14 protein-coding genes are annotated in these 15378 nt (G+C 62.8%); 8 read left to right on the top strand and 6 right to left on the bottom strand.

Features of this window, described 5'->3' with window-relative positions; all coding sequences use genetic code 11:
- Positions 1 to 106 precede the first annotated feature (106 nt).
- Positions 107 to 958 carry a sulfite exporter TauE/SafE family protein gene (locus VNX23_RS17295; protein WP_325631964.1) on the bottom strand — a complete coding sequence of 284 codons (852 nt, stop codon included), beginning with the start codon at positions 956 to 958 and terminating at the stop codon, positions 107 to 109.
- A gap of 249 nt (positions 959 to 1207) precedes the next feature.
- Here VNX23_RS17295 and sdhC point away from each other — a divergent pair, with 249 nt between their 5' ends.
- The 7 genes from sdhC (at position 1208) to VNX23_RS17255 (ending at position 8763) form a co-directional block, all read left to right on the top strand.
- The gene (sdhC, locus tag VNX23_RS17290; RefSeq protein WP_325631963.1) at positions 1208 to 1606 is read left to right on the top strand and encodes a succinate dehydrogenase, cytochrome b556 subunit; all 399 of its coding nucleotides are present in this window, start codon (positions 1208 to 1210) and stop codon (positions 1604 to 1606) included.
- Between the two features lie 29 nt (positions 1607 to 1635).
- On the top strand, positions 1636 to 2010 hold the full coding sequence (gene sdhD / locus VNX23_RS17285) for a succinate dehydrogenase, hydrophobic membrane anchor protein (RefSeq protein ID WP_325632072.1): 375 nt from the start codon (positions 1636 to 1638) through the stop codon (positions 2008 to 2010).
- Between the two features lie 3 nt (positions 2011 to 2013).
- Positions 2014 to 3858: a succinate dehydrogenase flavoprotein subunit gene (gene sdhA / locus VNX23_RS17280; RefSeq protein ID WP_325631961.1), complete on the top strand. Its 1845-nt coding sequence runs from the start codon at positions 2014 to 2016 to the stop codon at positions 3856 to 3858.
- A 107-nt stretch (positions 3859 to 3965) separates the two neighbouring features.
- Positions 3966 to 4748 carry a succinate dehydrogenase iron-sulfur subunit gene (locus VNX23_RS17275; RefSeq protein ID WP_325631959.1) on the top strand — a complete coding sequence of 261 codons (783 nt, stop codon included), beginning with the start codon at positions 3966 to 3968 and terminating at the stop codon, positions 4746 to 4748.
- A 181-nt stretch (positions 4749 to 4929) separates the two neighbouring features.
- Complete coding sequence (locus tag VNX23_RS17270) at positions 4930 to 5373, top strand: hypothetical protein (RefSeq protein WP_325631958.1); 444 nt, start codon at positions 4930 to 4932, stop codon at positions 5371 to 5373.
- Positions 5374 to 5453: 80 nt separating this feature from the next.
- Positions 5454 to 6329: an FkbM family methyltransferase gene (locus VNX23_RS17265; protein ID WP_325631957.1), complete on the top strand. Its 876-nt coding sequence runs from the start codon at positions 5454 to 5456 to the stop codon at positions 6327 to 6329.
- 667 nt (positions 6330 to 6996) lie between these two features.
- Positions 6997 to 8763, top strand: coding sequence for an OmpA family protein (locus VNX23_RS17255; RefSeq protein ID WP_325631953.1), 1767 nt, complete (start codon positions 6997 to 6999; stop codon positions 8761 to 8763).
- Between the two features lie 291 nt (positions 8764 to 9054).
- Here the strand turns inward: VNX23_RS17255 and argG are convergent, their stop codons facing one another.
- From argG to VNX23_RS17230, 5 genes are all read right to left on the bottom strand, one after another.
- Positions 9055 to 10392 (bottom strand): argininosuccinate synthase, encoded by a 1338-nt coding sequence (argG, locus tag VNX23_RS17250; protein WP_325631952.1) that lies wholly within the window; start codon positions 10390 to 10392, stop codon positions 9055 to 9057.
- A 123-nt stretch (positions 10393 to 10515) separates the two neighbouring features.
- Positions 10516 to 11292 carry a phosphatase PAP2 family protein gene (locus VNX23_RS17245; protein WP_325631950.1) on the bottom strand — a complete coding sequence of 259 codons (777 nt, stop codon included), beginning with the start codon at positions 11290 to 11292 and terminating at the stop codon, positions 10516 to 10518.
- A gap of 52 nt (positions 11293 to 11344) precedes the next feature.
- A complete protein-coding gene (locus tag VNX23_RS17240; protein ID WP_325631949.1) occupies positions 11345 to 11836 on the bottom strand; it encodes a hypothetical protein in 492 nt (163 codons plus the stop codon).
- A 165-nt stretch (positions 11837 to 12001) separates the two neighbouring features.
- Positions 12002 to 13219, bottom strand: coding sequence for a 23S rRNA (adenine(2503)-C(2))-methyltransferase RlmN (gene rlmN, locus VNX23_RS17235; protein ID WP_325631948.1), 1218 nt, complete (start codon positions 13217 to 13219; stop codon positions 12002 to 12004).
- A gap of 166 nt (positions 13220 to 13385) precedes the next feature.
- Positions 13386 to 13988, bottom strand: coding sequence for an invasion associated locus B family protein (locus tag VNX23_RS17230; RefSeq protein WP_325632071.1), 603 nt, complete (start codon positions 13986 to 13988; stop codon positions 13386 to 13388).
- 321 nt (positions 13989 to 14309) lie between these two features.
- Here VNX23_RS17230 and VNX23_RS17225 point away from each other — a divergent pair, with 321 nt between their 5' ends.
- A complete protein-coding gene (locus tag VNX23_RS17225) occupies positions 14310 to 15284 on the top strand; it encodes an NADPH:quinone oxidoreductase family protein (RefSeq protein ID WP_325631946.1) in 975 nt (324 codons plus the stop codon).
- The last annotated feature ends 94 nt before the right edge of the window (positions 15285 to 15378 follow it).

Below are 15378 nucleotides of genomic sequence, written 5' to 3'. Positions count from 1 at the left end.
CCGCGCTCTCGATTGCGATCCTTATCCGAAACGATGCGGAATTCAATGAAGAGTATTATCCTTCGCTCGTTACAACTGGACGGATTTTCGAGTTGCGCCGTGTTGGCTACATCAGGCTGATCGCGAACCGGCTGCCGGCGATCAGGAGATAAACACCAAAGGCACGTTCCAGCGTGCGTTTGGACATCGCGTGCGCGGCGCTCACGCCGAGCGGCGCGACCAAAAGGCTGGTCGGCATCACCAGCGCCGCTCCGATCAGCGAGACGTAGCCGATTGCAAACGGCAACTGCAGTGCCAGCACATCCGGGTAATGCGCGGCCACGGGCCAGCCTGCGTAGATATAGCCGAGCGCGCCGGGAATCGAGACCAGGACCGCCAGCGCCGCCGATGTCGCGACGCCCTGATGAATCGACCGGCCGTAGAGCGTCATCAGGATATTTGCAAACAGCCCGCCACCGATACCCATCAGCGTAGAGAGGAGCCCGACGACATAGCCGTAAATTCTCATCAACGGCCCCTTTGGAAGGTCGTCGCCGAGCTTGAAGTCCACTTTTGCCGATAACAACCGCGCCGCCGCACTGAAGGCCACCATCACGAACACGATTTTGAACAGACGTTCCGGCGCGTAGCGCGCGATCACGCTGCCGGTGAGGACACCGGTCAGGACCGGCAGCCACCAAATGCGGACGACCTCCATGTCCACCGCGCCGCGGGCGTGATGGGCGCGGTAGGACCGGATCGAGGTCGGAATGATGATGGCAAGCGAGGTCCCGACGCACAGCGGCATCCGAACCTCGAGCGGCACGCCGGCGAGCCGAAAGCATTCGTAGAACACCGGGACCAGGATCGCGCCGCCACCGATTCCGAACACGCCTGCGAGAAATCCCGACAGCGCACCTACCGCCACCAGCAGAATTGCCAGTTCGAGAAGCTCGGAGACGTTGAATCCGACGGCCATCCCCGATTTTCCTCCCGCCGCGAGCTTTTGCTTGGCGCGTTCATGAATCGTGCTTCAGGTATACCAGCCAACAGCTCGCCGGGATGTTGTCAATCTGCAGGAATGCAAGGCTCATCTGAAGCTATGAACCGAAGTTCGCAGACATCGGATTTCACCATTGCGCTCAGTGTTTCCACTTCGTAAATAGAAATTGTCTACCGCGGTGCCTTGAAGGGCCAGCGGAGGCCCGAAAAACCGTCAAAGCCGCCGATGACCGCCAGGATCGAAAGACCGCTTTCCCCGCACCTGCAGACCTACCGCTGGACCCTGACGATGGCGATGTCCATCGTCCATCGCGCTACCGGCATCGCCCTGTATTTCGGGACGCTGCTATTGGCATGGTGGCTGATCGCCGCCGCCTCGGGGCCGGCCGCCTATGCCCACGTGCAGGCCTTTACCTCCAGCTTTCTCGGCCGGCTGATCGTGTTCGGCTATACTTGGGCGCTGCTGCATCATCTGCTCAGCGGCATCCGGCATTTCGTCTGGGACCTCGGTTACGGCTTCAAGGCGAACGAACGCGAAGCCCTGACCTGGGGCGCACTGGTCGGCGGCATCTCGCTCACGGTTCTGCTCTGGATCATCGCCTATGTGGTCGGAGGCGGACGATGACCGCACCTGGCGGCGAGGCGGCAAAGTCGATGCGCACCCCGCTTGGCCGTGTCCGCAATCTCGGCGCCTCGCATTCCGGCACGTCTGACTTCTGGCGCCAGCGCATCACCGCTGTTGCCATGGCGCTGTTGATGGTGCCCGTCGTCGTGGTCGTCATGATGCTGCTCGGCCGAAATCAGGCCGGTGCCGCCCAAATTCTCGGGTCCCCGGTCGTCGCCATCATCCTGCTATTGTTCATCGTCGCCAGCAGCTGGCACATGAGAATCGGCCTGCAGGTAGTGATCGAGGATTACGTGCACCAGGAGACGGTGAAGTTGGTCGCGATCATGGCCAACTATTTCTTCTCGTTTGCGGTGGCGCTGGCCTCCATCTACGCCATCCTCAAACTGTCATCCGGAGTGTAGCCGATGGCCGCAGGCGGAAACGGCAATGCGGTGAATGGCAGCGGGGGCCCCGCCACCAACGGCCGCGCCTATCCGATCGAGGATCACACTTATGACGTCGTCGTGGTCGGGGCCGGCGGCGCCGGCTTGCGCGCAGTGGTCGGCTGCAGCGAAGCCGGCCTGCGCACTGCCTGCATCACCAAGGTATTTCCGACCCGGTCGCACACGGTGGCCGCGCAAGGCGGCATCTCGGCGGCGCTCGGCAACATGCATCCGGACGACTGGCGCTGGCATATGTACGACACGGTCAAGGGGTCCGATTGGCTCGGAGACCAGGACGCGATCGAATACATGGTGCGCAACGCGCCCGACGCCGTTTACGAACTCGAACATTGGGGCGTGCCGTTCTCGCGCACCGAGGACGGCAAGATCTATCAGCGGCCGTTCGGCGGCATGACGCTGGACTATGGCAAGGGCCAGGCGCAGCGCACCTGTGCCGCGGCCGATCGAACCGGCCACGCCATGCTCCACACCATGTACGGCCAGGCGCTGCGCCACGCCGCCGAGTTCTACATCGAGTTTTTTGCGATCGACCTGATCCTGGATGATCAGGGCGCCTGCCGCGGCGTCATAGCGCTCAAACTCGACGACGGCACGCTGCACCGTTTTCGCGCGCAGACCACCATTCTTGCCACCGGAGGTTATGGCCGGGCCTATGCGTCCTGCACCTCGGCCCACACCTGCACCGGCGACGGCGGCGGAATGACGCTGCGGGCCGGTCTGCCGCTGCAGGACATGGAGTTCGTTCAGTTCCACCCGACCGGCATTTACGGCGCGGGATGTCTTGTCACCGAAGGCGCCCGCGGCGAAGGCGGCTACCTCGTCAATTCGGAAGGCGAGCGCTTCATGGAGCGCTATGCGCCTTCGGCCAAGGACCTGGCGTCCCGCGATGTCGTTTCGCGCGCCATGACCATCGAAATCCGCGAGGGCCGCGGTGTCGGCAAGAAGAAGGATCATATCTTCCTGCACCTTGACCATCTCGATCCGCAGGTATTGCACGAACGGCTGCCGGGCATTTCGGAATCGGCGCGAATCTTCGCCAATGTCGATGTCACGCGCGAGCCGATCCCGATTCTGCCGACCGTGCACTACAACATGGGTGGCATCCCGACCAATTATCACGCCGAGGTGCTGACCAAGAAGAACGGCGACGAAAACGCTGTCGTGCCCGGCTTGATGGCGATCGGCGAGGCGGCATGCGTTTCGGTGCACGGCGCCAACCGTCTCGGCTCCAACTCCCTGATCGACCTCGTGGTGTTCGGCCGCGCCGCTGCGCTACGCTGCGCCGAAAAGCTGACGCCGAACGGCAAACAGCCGGAACTGCCGTCCGGTTCGGCCGACAAGGCGGTCGGCCGGCTCGATCATTATCGCCATGCGTCCGGCGGCACGTCGACGGCCAGGCTGCGCGAAAGCATGCAGCACGTGATGCAGAACAATTGCGCGGTATTCCGTACCGGCGAGGTTCTGCAGGAGGGACACAACCTGATCCACAAGGTACATGGCGGGATCAGCGACATTTCGGTCAGCGATCGTTCGCTGATCTGGAATTCCGACCTGATCGAGACGATGGAATTCGACAATCTGATCGTCCAGGCCGTGGTAACGATGGACTCGGCGGCTAACCGTACCGAGAGCCGCGGCGCCCATGCCCGCGAGGATTTCGCCGAGCGCGACGACAAGAACTGGATGAAGCATACGCTGGCCTGGATCGACGAGAGCGGCAACACCGCGATCGACTACCGTCCGGTGCACGACTACACCATGACCAACGACGTTCAGTACATCCCGCCGAAGGCGCGGGTGTATTAGGGACTAGGATTCCGTCATTCCGGGGCGATGCAAAGCATCGAACCCGGAATCTCGAGATTCCGGGTCCGGTCCTTTGGACCGTCCCGGAATGACGAAAGGTTAGAGAAATGGTTGAATTCGTACTTCCGAAAAATTCAAGGATCAGCGGCGGCAAGGTCTGGCCAAAGCCGGCCGGCGCCACCGAGACGCGCGAATTCAAGGTCTATCGCTGGAATCCGGACGACGGCAAAAATCCGAGCATCGACACCTACTTCGTCGACACTCACGATTGCGGTCCGATGGTGCTCGACGGACTGATCTGGATCAAGAACAACATCGATCCGACGCTGACCTTCCGCCGCTCCTGCCGCGAAGGCGTGTGCGGTTCATGCGCGATGAACATCGATGGACAGAATACGCTGGCCTGCACCAAATCGATGCACGATGTGAAGGACGGCGCGGTCAAGATCAATCCGCTGCCGCACCAGCCCGTGGTCAAGGACCTGGTGCCCGACCTGACCAATTTCTACGCGCAATATGCCTCCATCGAGCCGTGGCTGAAGACGAGCTCGCCGACGCCGCAAAAGGAATGGCGGCAGAGCCATGAGGATCGCGAAAAGCTCGACGGCCTCTACGAATGCATTCTCTGCGCCTGCTGCTCGACCTCCTGCCCGAGCTATTGGTGGAACAGCGAACGCTTCCTGGGACCGGCTGCGCTGCTGCAGGCCACCCGCTGGGTCGCCGACTCGCGCGATGAGGCCACCGGCGAGCGGCTCGACGATCTCGAGGACCCGTTTCGGCTTTATCGCTGCCATACCATCATGAACTGCGCCAAGGCCTGTCCGAAGGGGCTCAATCCCTCCGAGGCGATCGCCGAACTCAAGCTCAAGCTGGTTGAGCGGCAGATGTGAGGGCACAGCGCCCCGCTTGCTTGCGCTCGAGCGTAAAACGATTTGAATTTGCGCTGCAGCCTTTGCATGGCGTCGCCAAGCGTACCGCGATCCGGTGCGAGTGCGGCCCGCGCAACAGGCGAAATTGCCTTGCTCCCGCCTTGCGGTTGAGAAAGTATCCGGCCGGCGAGGAACAACCAAGATGCGAATTCTGACGATCGTCGCCGCGTGCGTTGCGCTTGGCGGCTGCTGGACATCGGGGCAGGATGCGGCTACCGCCAATCGGCCCGGCGATCAATTCGTCGGGCAGAATGTCGACACCGTCGTTGCCCGCTTCGGCAAGCCGACCGGGCGCAAGAAGATGGACAACGATCAAATGACCTATGTCTGGGAATTTTCCGCAGCGGACTTGCCGGGCAACCAGACATCCTACACCGGTCATGCAGGTCTTTATGGCGACGGCCGTACCCCCGGCTCGATGTCCGACGACCCGCGATTTTGCAGGATCAGCGTCGTCACGTCGCCGGAAGGGATCGTCACCCAATTCAACGCCGAGGATTCGAATGGCACCGGCGCACCGTCGATGACCCTTGGTCTGATCGGCAGTGTCTGTTCCCAGCGCTTCCGGCAGAAGCCTCAGACATAACCAAGGAAACGAAAGCCACAGCCGCGGGCGCGATTGCAATCGCACGTCGTTGGAGTGGCAGGCAAAACTCGGCTATCAAGATGCGGTATTCAACGAGCACGTTTTTGACCGCACCCCTGCTTCCAGGCACGGCTCCGGCCAACGATCCGGCCTTTCCGCCATTCGGTGCGTTCGCGCCGACGCGCGCGCAAGCGGCCATCATCGCGATGGTGCATCGCCTGCGGGTAAGACGCGGCGTGTTCCGCCCGATGCTGTCGCGGCTGATCGACCGGTTGCGCGCAGGACCGATCGACGTGCATTTTCATGGCGCGTCGTTCCGCCTGTACCACCAGACAAGCGCCACCGAGCGTGGCGCATTGTTCAATCCCGACTACAATCGGGAAGAGCTGGATTTTCTGCGGGCGAACACGCGCGGTGGCGGCGTATTCGTCGACGTCGGCGCCAATGTCGGCACCTACGCCATGGTCATGGCCCGCCATGTCGGTCCGTCCGGAACGGTGATCGCGATCGAGCCGCATCCCGTCACCCTTGCAAGGCTCGCCTTCAACCGTGCCGCCTCGCGCTTGGCGCATGTTCACATCGTGGCCGCTGCGGCGGGTGCTTGCGATGGCGTGTTGATGATCGGCACCGACGGTGACAATCTCGCGGCCAGCCGCGTCGTATCGAACGAGGAACGAGGCAGCGCGATCCAGGTGCCTTCGCTGCGGCTGCAGCGCATCCTTGTCGAAGCCGGCGTCGATCATGTCGATTCCCTGAAAATCGACGTCGAGGGATTTGAGGATCGCGTGCTGACCGGTTTTTTCGCCGAAGCACCGCCAAGCCTTTGGCCGCGCGCGGTGGTGATCGAACACCTGTCGCGCAACGAATGGCTGAAGGATTGCATCGCCGGCATGCGCTCGATCGGCTATTCGGAAAGCCGCCGAAACCGCAGCAACGCGATGCTGGTGCGCCTCTAGATCATGATGCGATTAAGTGGGAATCGCATCATTATCTCTCTTTGTTTGAGCATGATCTTTTCGGAAAACCGGTTTCCACTTTGCGCTAACGCGGCCCTTCGGGTCCGGATCATGCTCTGAGGCCGCCCGCGGAGGGAACATTATCAGTTCGGCGCAATTGGCTCGGCACCACGATGCCCGAAATTCCGCAAAGCGCAGAACATGCCGATCGACCCACCCGAAGAACCGCCACTCAAGCCGGGACAACCGACGGAGCCGCCGCCAGAGAGCCCGCCGGGAAACCCTCGCCCCGAGGTGCCGCCCCCGGCGCAGGAACCAGACGCGCCTGCACGGCCCGACGAACTGCCATCGCGCGCGCCCGACGAATTTCCGGTGCGCGGACCGCAGGGGCCGACGACGCCATCACCCGCAACCGATATCCGAGCATTCGTTAGCGCCGTCCGATCGCAATCTTATGCCCGATAGGCGATTTGGAACCTCGATTTGATTGGTGATGTGAACGCGTCATGAATAATCGCGCTTCTGCGGCTCGCGCCATGGCAAATAAATGCAAAATCTCGTTTGAAGGCCGCCACAATCCGGCCTAACCCTTGTTTGTTGATCGACTGGCGATCCGGCACGCTAGCGTTTGCACCCTGCCAAGAATCCTTCCAGGACCCAAATTATCATGACAAAACTTTCGTCTCTGCTGCTTGCCACGACAGCTCTTTCAGCCCTGCAGTTCACGGCGCCTCCATCGCACGCACAGACCACGCCACTGGTCGTCGCGCAGGCCAGGGAGGAAGTCGGCCCCGATGGAAAGCCCAAGCAGCCGCCGAAGGAAGCGCCCAAGGAAGCACCCAAGGCCGCGCCACCGGCGCGACCGGCACCTCCGGCGGCTCCGCCTCCTGCTGCGCGGCCGTCGCCGCCGCCACCGCCGGCTGCGGCACCACAACATGTCCCCCCGCCTGCGGCACCAACGCCTTCGCGTCCAACGCCGCCCCCGCCGCCTCCAGCGGCGGCGCCGCCTGCTGCTCCGAAGCCACCGGCAGGACCTGCCATACAGCAGGAGCGGGAAAGGGAAATGGAGCGGGAGAAGATTGCGCCGTCACAGCGACCGCCCGCGGGTGGAGCGACGCCGACCCCTGCGCCAACTGCGCCTCCACCTTCGCCGCGCACCGGACCGGCACCGGCCGCGCCAACCGCGAGCCCGACTGCGCCGCCTCCACCGCCACGCACCGGACCTGCGCCCGCAGCGCCGACACCAACCCCGGCGCCGGCAGCCCCCTCGCCGCGGCCCGCTCCGGCAGCTCCTGCGCCGAACGCAGCTCCGGCCACTCCGGCGCCGGCCACTCCGGCGCCGGGCGCCGCTCCGGCCGCTCCCGGAGGTCAAACCGCGTTGCCGCCGGGAGGCGCTCCGGTGGCACGCCGTCCACCGCCGCCAACGGTGACGGCGCCGATTCCACCGCCCCCGCCGCCAGCGCAGGCGATGACTCCCGTGGCCCCGGGCGCGGCGCCGCAGGGCCCGCGCCGGCTGGAGGATTTCCGTGGCCAAAGGCAGGAAACCGACCAGGGCGGCCGCAAGGTCTTCACCGAACCGGGGCGTGTCATCGTGGTCGACCCGACCGGCCAGTCGTTCATCCGCCACAACGAAGAGGACCGCTTCCGCTTCGGCGCGCGCGACATCCGCACCGAGAGGGTCGGCGGCGAGACGCGTACCGTCGTGATCCGTCCCGATGGTTCGCAGATCATCAACGTGGTCGGCGGCGACGGACAGCTGGTGCGCCGGATTCGGCGCGACCGCGAAGGCCGGGAGATCATCATCATCGACAACAGCTACCGCGATCCTCGCGCCGTCGGCGGCTTCTATGTCGACTTGCCTCCGCCGATCATCCGGATTCCCTTTAACCGCTACATCGTGGAAGCCGACGTGGCGGCGCCGGAGCTGATCTACGAGACGCTGGAAGCACCGCCGGTCGACCGGATCGACCGGCGCTATTCGCTGGACGAAATCCGCTATAGCCCGACCGTGCGCCAGTTGATGCCGAGCATCGATCTCAACACCATCAACTTCGAAACCGGCTCCTGGGACATTCCGCCGGATCAGGCGGCGCGCCTGCAGGTGATCGCCGACGGACTCAATCGGGCAATGGCGCGAAACCCGCGCGAGGTGTTCCTGATCGAGGGTCACACCGACGCGGTAGGCAACCCCGTCGACAACCTTTCGCTCTCGGACCGGCGCGCCGAGTCGGCGGCAGAGTTGCTCACCCAGCAATTCGGCGTGCCGGCGGAGAACCTGACCTCGCAGGGCTACGGCGCACAATATCTGAAGGAGCAGACCGACGGGCCGAGCCGCATCAACCGGCGCGTCACCGTCCGCCGCATCACGCCATTGCTCAACGGCGGCGCGGCAGCGCTGCCACCGCCGCCTCCGGGCATCGCGCCGCCGCGGTGAGTCGAAAGCCATCAAACGCAAAATGGCCGGGAGCGATTCCGGCCATTTTTGTTTGCGGTCGCTTGTAGGGTGGGCAAAGCGACGCGTGCCCACCGTTCAGGATATCGCCTGTCGAGATGGTGGGCACGGCGCCTCGCGCCTTTGCCCACCCTACAAACCTTGTCCGGGACCACTAGAGCCTATCGGTTTTGATAGAATCAAAACCGGGCTCTACTCTTTTGTTTTACGCGTTTTCTTCACGCGAACCGGTCTCCACTTCGCTCGAAAACGCTATGGAGGAGAGTGCGCGGATCACTCCTTGTCGCTGTCTAGTTTGAATATCTCTGAGCCTTCCCCGATCGACAGCAAGCCCGTTTCTGCATAGAGGTCGAGCTTGTCGCGGGTGTCGGCAATGTCGAGGTTGCGCATTGTCAGCTGGCCGATGCGGTCCGCCGGCGTGAACGCCGCATCGCCCACCTTCTCCATGCTCAGCCGCTCGGGCTGATACGTCAGATTGGGGCTCTCGGTGCGCAAAATCGAATAGTCGTTGCCACGTCGCAGCTCGAGCGTGACCTCACCGGTGATGGCGCGAGCCACCCAACGCTGCGCGGTTTCGCGCAGCATGAGGGCTTGAGAATCGAACCACCGCCCCTGATACAGCAACCGGCCAAGCCGCAGACCGCTGATCCGGTATTGCTCGATGGTGTCTTCGTTGTGGATTCCGGTGATGAGGCGCTCATAGGCGATGTGCAGCAGCGCCATGCCCGGGGCCTCATAAATGCCGCGGCTCTTGGCCTCGATGATCCGGTTCTCGATCTGGTCGCTCATGCCAAGGCCATGTCGACCGCCGATCGCGTTGGCCTCCAGAAACAGCGAGACCGGATCAGTGAACCTCTCGCCGTTGAGCGCAACAGGCTGGCCCTCCAGGAAACGCACGGCGACCTTTTCGGCCTTGACAACACAGGCGTCGCGCCAAAACGGCACGCCCAAGATGGGATTGACGATGTTGATGCCGCTGTCCAACCGCTCGAGGTCCTTGGCCTCGTGGGTTGCACCGAGGATATTGCTGTCGGTCGAGTAGGCCTTTTCGGCGCTCATCTTGTAATCGAATCCGTTGGCGGTGAGGAACGCCGACATTTCCGCGCGTCCGCCCAGTTCGTCGATGAACTGCGCGTCGAGCCAGGGCTTGTAAATCCTCAAGTCCGGATTGGTCAGCAGGCCATAACGATAGAACCGCTCGATATCGTTGCCTTTGAAGGTCGAGCCATCTCCCCAAATGTTGACGCCGTCCTCTTTCATGGCCGACACCAGCATCGTGCCAGTGACGGCACGGCCGAGTGGCGTGGTGTTGAAGTAGGCGATGCCGCCGGTGGAGATATGGAAGGCGCCGGACTGGATGGCAGCAATGCCTTCGTGGACCAATTGGCTTCGGCAATCCACCAGTCGGGCCTTTTCGGCGCCGAACTCCAGCGCCTTGCGCGGAATCTCGTCGTAGTCGGCCTCGTCAGGTTGGCCGAGATTGGCAGTATAGGCAAAGACGCGCGCGCCTTTTTGCTTCATCCAAAGCAGCGCCGCACTGGTGTCGAGGCCGCCAGAGAAAGCGATGCCGACTTTTTCCCCTTTGGGCAGGCTTTTCAGAATCGTGCTCATGGAGCTTCCAATCGGTCGAATTGCTGATGCCGCATGCGGCTTAGGTAGCGCGATATCACATTCGCCGGTGGTCCTCCACCAGCCCTGGCCATTAGTTAATCACGGCTGGCGCGATGAAGTCGCTTACACCGACGGCTTTTCGCCGATATCGCGGCCGCGCCAGCGCTGCGTCGCCCGGTAAACGGGCCAGGCCAGCCGCGTCAGCGCCGCATCGATGCCGGCGTCCGAGAGCCGGGTCGAGGGCCAGCGGTAAATGAAGCCGTGCGCGAGCCAAACGACCAGGAACGTGACCAGCCCGGCGGCGGCCACGTCGGTGAAGAAATGCCCGCCGAAGGCCATCCTGAGCAGGCTCGTGGTCACGCCAAACAGCGTCGCCGCGGCATAGGCGAGCGGCCGCCATGCGGGCGGCGCCAACGCCGCCGGCGCGAAAGTCCAGAACGCGGTCGCGCCTTCGCCGGAAAAGAACGAACAGTTGCGTTCGCAGCGGCCGCGAGGGTCCCACCACGGCACGAACGGCTGATCACCGTTGAATTGTGTCACCACCACCGGGCGCGGGCGGCCCCAATAGCTCTTGAACGTGAAATTGGTGAGAAGACCCGCGGAAAGAAAAAGCGTGACCAGCAGAAAGACGACCGCGCGACCCGACATCAGGAGCGGACGGTCCGGCCGCGCCAGCTTCACGAGCAATGCAACGAGCGCCGGTAGCGCCAGGCCCCAGGCGATCCACATCGCGCCGTCGCGCGCGATCGCCGCGAGCGTGTTGAGCTTCAACGGGAAGGTGCGACTGGAGGAATCGTAGAACCACGCGGCAAGCTTCAAATCGAGTTCGGGATGGATTCCAAACAGCAATCCGACGATGAGCGCGAGCATGAGCGCGATGATCAATCCGGTCCGGTTCATGGCGCGGGGTTTAGCCGAGACGCCTCGCATTGAAAAGGCATTGCACGCCTGTTCACGATCGCGGCGGCGAATGCGACGGCAATGGCGGCGGTTGGCGCAGCGGGGGCGGCGGTTCCCGCCACAGGCCGGCATTGCGGCCCGCGATCATCCAGTAAACCACGCCGGCGACGATGCCCGCCCCGGTCAGGATTTCGAGATGGCGGCGCACGATACCCTCGAAGCTCAACGTAGCCGGGTCGAACGGAACAAGGCCGAGATAGCACGCCAGACCGACCAGACCCCCGCCGACCGCGTAGGTCAGCACACCCCTTATATTGAAGGCCTCGGTGATCAAGACCACGATCAATGCCGGCACGAGCGCAAAGCCGCTGACGAAGATGAAGCCGAAGCCGAACAGGACGTTCAGCGCGCCCGGGTCTACCGGGCCGGCACCGAGATCGCTGAATTCCGGAAACATGATCGCGCCGACCACGACCGCTCCCGCGACCAGGCAGGCCGCGAAGAAGCCGAAGAGAATGACGAACAGGCGGCCGATCAGTGCCATCATCAATCCGTTAACAAGACCACCGGCCCATCACCGCCATGCCCGGCCTCATCCCGGGCATCCACGTCTTACTCGGCCAGACCTGTGAGGACGTGGATGGCCGGGACATCTGGCGCGAAGACGCGCTTCGCGCTTTTGCCCGGCCATGACGCCGAAGTCATGTTTCTAATCCGTCATCGCCATCGCGCGCAGCGCCTGCCGCTCGCGCACCGACAATTTCTCGCTTTCCGATTTCAGCTGGCCGCATGCAGCAAGGATGTCGCGGCCGCGCGGGGTACGCACCGGCGAGGAGTACCCGGCGTTGAAGATGTATTCGGAGAATTTCTCGATCTGCTCCCAGTCCGAGCACTCGTACCGCGTGCCCGGCCACGGGTTGAACGGGATCAGGTTGATCTTGGCGGGAATCCCCTTCAGCAATTTCACCAGAAGTTTGGCATCCTCAAGCGAATCATTGACGCCCTTGAGCATGACATATTCGAAGGTGATGCGGCGCGCGTTGGAGCAACCGGGATAGTCTCGGCAAGCCTGCAGCAATTCGGCAATCGGATATTTGCGGTTCAGCGGCACCAGCTCGTCGCGCAATTCGTCGCGGACAGCATGCAGCGAAACCGCCAGCATGACGCCGATCTCTTCCCCGGTGCGGACGATGTTCGGCACCACGCCGGAGGTCGACAGCGTGATGCGGCGGCGGGAGATGCCGATGCCCTCATTGTCCGACACGATCAGCAGCGCATCGCGCACCGCCTCGAAATTATAAAGAGGCTCGCCCATCCCCATCATTACTACGTTGGTGATGAGGCGGCCGCCGTTCGGCGTGTCGCGGTCGGCCCAGTCGTTGAGGCGATCGCGCGCCACCATGATCTGGCCGACGATCTCGCCCGCGGTGAGGTTGCGCACCAGCCGCTGCGTTCCGGTATGACAGAAGGAGCAATTCAGCGTGCAGCCGACCTGCGATGAAACGCACAGCGTGCCGCGATCGGTCTCCGGAATATAGACGCACTCGACTTCATGCGCTCTCTCGAGCTTGTCGCCGCTTGGCAGGCGCAACAGCCATTTGCGGGTGCCATCGCTGGAAATCTGCTCGGCGGCGACCTCGGGTCGCGCGACGGTGAAATGCTGTTCGAGTTGCTTGCGCATTTCCCTGGAAATGCTCGTCATGTCCGCAAATTGCGGTGCGCCGCGGACATAGGTCCAGTGCCACAGCTGCTGCACGCGCATCTTGCGCTGCGCGGAAACCACACCGATCTCGCCCAGAAGGTCGGCAAGCTCGCTGCGCGACAGGCCGACCAGCGAAGGCTTTGCCGGCGGCACGTAGGATTCTAGCGCGATCTTTTCGAGCGGCGCATTGGCGGTGGCGCCGGATTGTGCTGGAGTGGCTGTCATCGTCTCATTCATGGCGCATCAGATAGGCCTTCCCGGGGTGGCTGGAAAGGTACAAAAGCCGTGAACTTGAAGTTGTGAAGAGGCCGGAGCGCAACGGTCTGCTCCTGTTCCAAAAAACCAGTTTCCATTATGCGCTGACCGGGTCTTTCGGATCCCGAACCATGCTCTATCGCCTGCAATCCTGCGCCAGCCGGTCGAGCGCTTGCGAAAGCCCCTTCAGCGAGAAGACGTCGGTAGTCTCGGTGCCCTTGGCCGAGATGCCCTTGACCGTGGCGTCGGCAGCCTTGCGCATGGCATCGACCATTCGCTCTTCTTCGGCGGCATTCTTGATCCACAGCCCGTCGCCCTGGCCGTACATAGCGTAGGAAGCGCCCCCGACCTCAAGGGTCGATTCCGAGCCGGGTTTCAGCGCATAGCCGATCATAATCGAGACTTCGTTGATGACTTTCTCCGACGGACGCGAGGAAACGAAAGCATAAGCGGGATCGCGCGGCCGATTCGGCGGATTGGTCTTCGACGATGCCGGTTTGGCCAGCGCGAAGCACACCTTTTTTCCGTTCGGAGTTGCGGTGTAGGCGCCCCAGGTGCCGAACTGGCCGATCAGCGTCGGCTCGGCGCCACCTGCGATTGCGGGTGCAGGTGCGGGTTGCGGCGTAGCCGCCGCAGGCTTGGTGGTTTTCGGCGACGCGTTCTGCGCATGTGCAAGGCTGGCTACCCCGCACATCAGCGCACCCGCCATTGCAACTGTCAGCATTCGCCGTACGGACATCGCCAAATCTGGTCCCTCATCATTGTGACTGCAAGATGGCCCGGCACAGAACGGTAACGATCCCTTTGGATAGCGGGTAAATGTCTGATTGTGAAGGCAGTTTGGCCAACCGCGACAGTTCGGATTCACCGCCTTCTATTGTGAAGCGGCCTCAAATCCGGCATGAAGTATGGAGCCTGTTGGCTGGTCGTCCGATTTCACCATTCGCATTCCATCCCGGCAGGCAACGGATTTGACTTTCGCTTTTCGAACTCGCGATCAGCACGGCTGCGAACGTCGAATCGATTCCACTGGCGCGTTCGAACCTCATCAGGTGTGTCCATGAAAGCCGTTCTCTGTTCGCAATTTTGCGGCCCCGACGATCTCGTTCTGACCGAGGTGCCCGACCCCGTAGCTGCGCCCGGTGAGGCCGTCATCGCAATCAAGGCCGCCGCGCTGAATTTTTTCGACCTGCTGATGATCCAGGGCAAATATCAGATCAAGCCGCCCTTCCCGTTTTCGCCGTCGGCGGAAGTCGCCGGCGTCGTCGAAAGCGTTGGCGCAGGCGTGACGGAGCTCAAGCCCGGCGACCGCGTCATGGCTTCGTGCGGTCACAACGGAGCGCGTGAAAAGATCGCGCTGCCGGCAGGTACCATTGTCAAGATTCCGGACAATCTGGATTTCGACCGCGCAGCCGGCATCATCATTATTTACGGCACGGCTTTGCATGCGCTGGAAGACCGCGCCGGGGTCAGGCCCGGCGAAACGATGGCGGTGCTGGGCGCAGCTGGCGGCACGGGTCTGGCTGCATGTGAACTCGGCAGGCACCTCGGTGTGAAGGTGATCGCCTGCGCCTCTTCGGATGAAAAGCTCGAATTCGCCAAGGCCCATGGCGCCGAGCTCGGCCTCAACTATAGCAAGGAAGACCTCAAGGAAGGCCTTCGAAGGCTTACTGGCGGCAAGGGGGTCGACATCATTTTCGATCCCGTCGGCGGCGCTTACGCGGAGGCCGCGCTGCGTTCGATAGCTTGGGAAGGCCGCTTTCTGGTGATCGGATTCGCCGCGGGCGACATCCCGAAAATGCCGCTCAACCTGGCGCTGTTGAAGGGCTGCGATATCCGCGGCGTGTTCTGGGGCGCGTGGGCGCGCCTCAATCCGGACAAGAATCGCGCCAATCTGGAAAAGCTCGTGAAATGGGCCGCGGAAGGCAAGATCTCCTGCCATGTCGACCGCACCTTCCCGTTGGCACAAACCGCTGATGCGCTGAAGGTACTTGCCGGCCGCAAAGCCATGGGCAAGGTGATCCTGCATCCCTGAACAGGACGCCTCGCAGGCCTCGCCGAGATCAGGGACAGGGTCGGGCTGTCCCAGATTGTGTCAAATGTCATCAGTTTGTCATCAATCCGACCGG

Origin of the sequence: Bradyrhizobium sp. (assembly GCF_035570375.1) — a bacterium.
GTDB lineage: Bacteria > Pseudomonadota > Alphaproteobacteria > Rhizobiales > Xanthobacteraceae > Bradyrhizobium.
The sequence above is the reverse complement of the archived record's forward strand: the minus strand, read 5'-3'. Positions and strand labels throughout refer to the sequence as shown.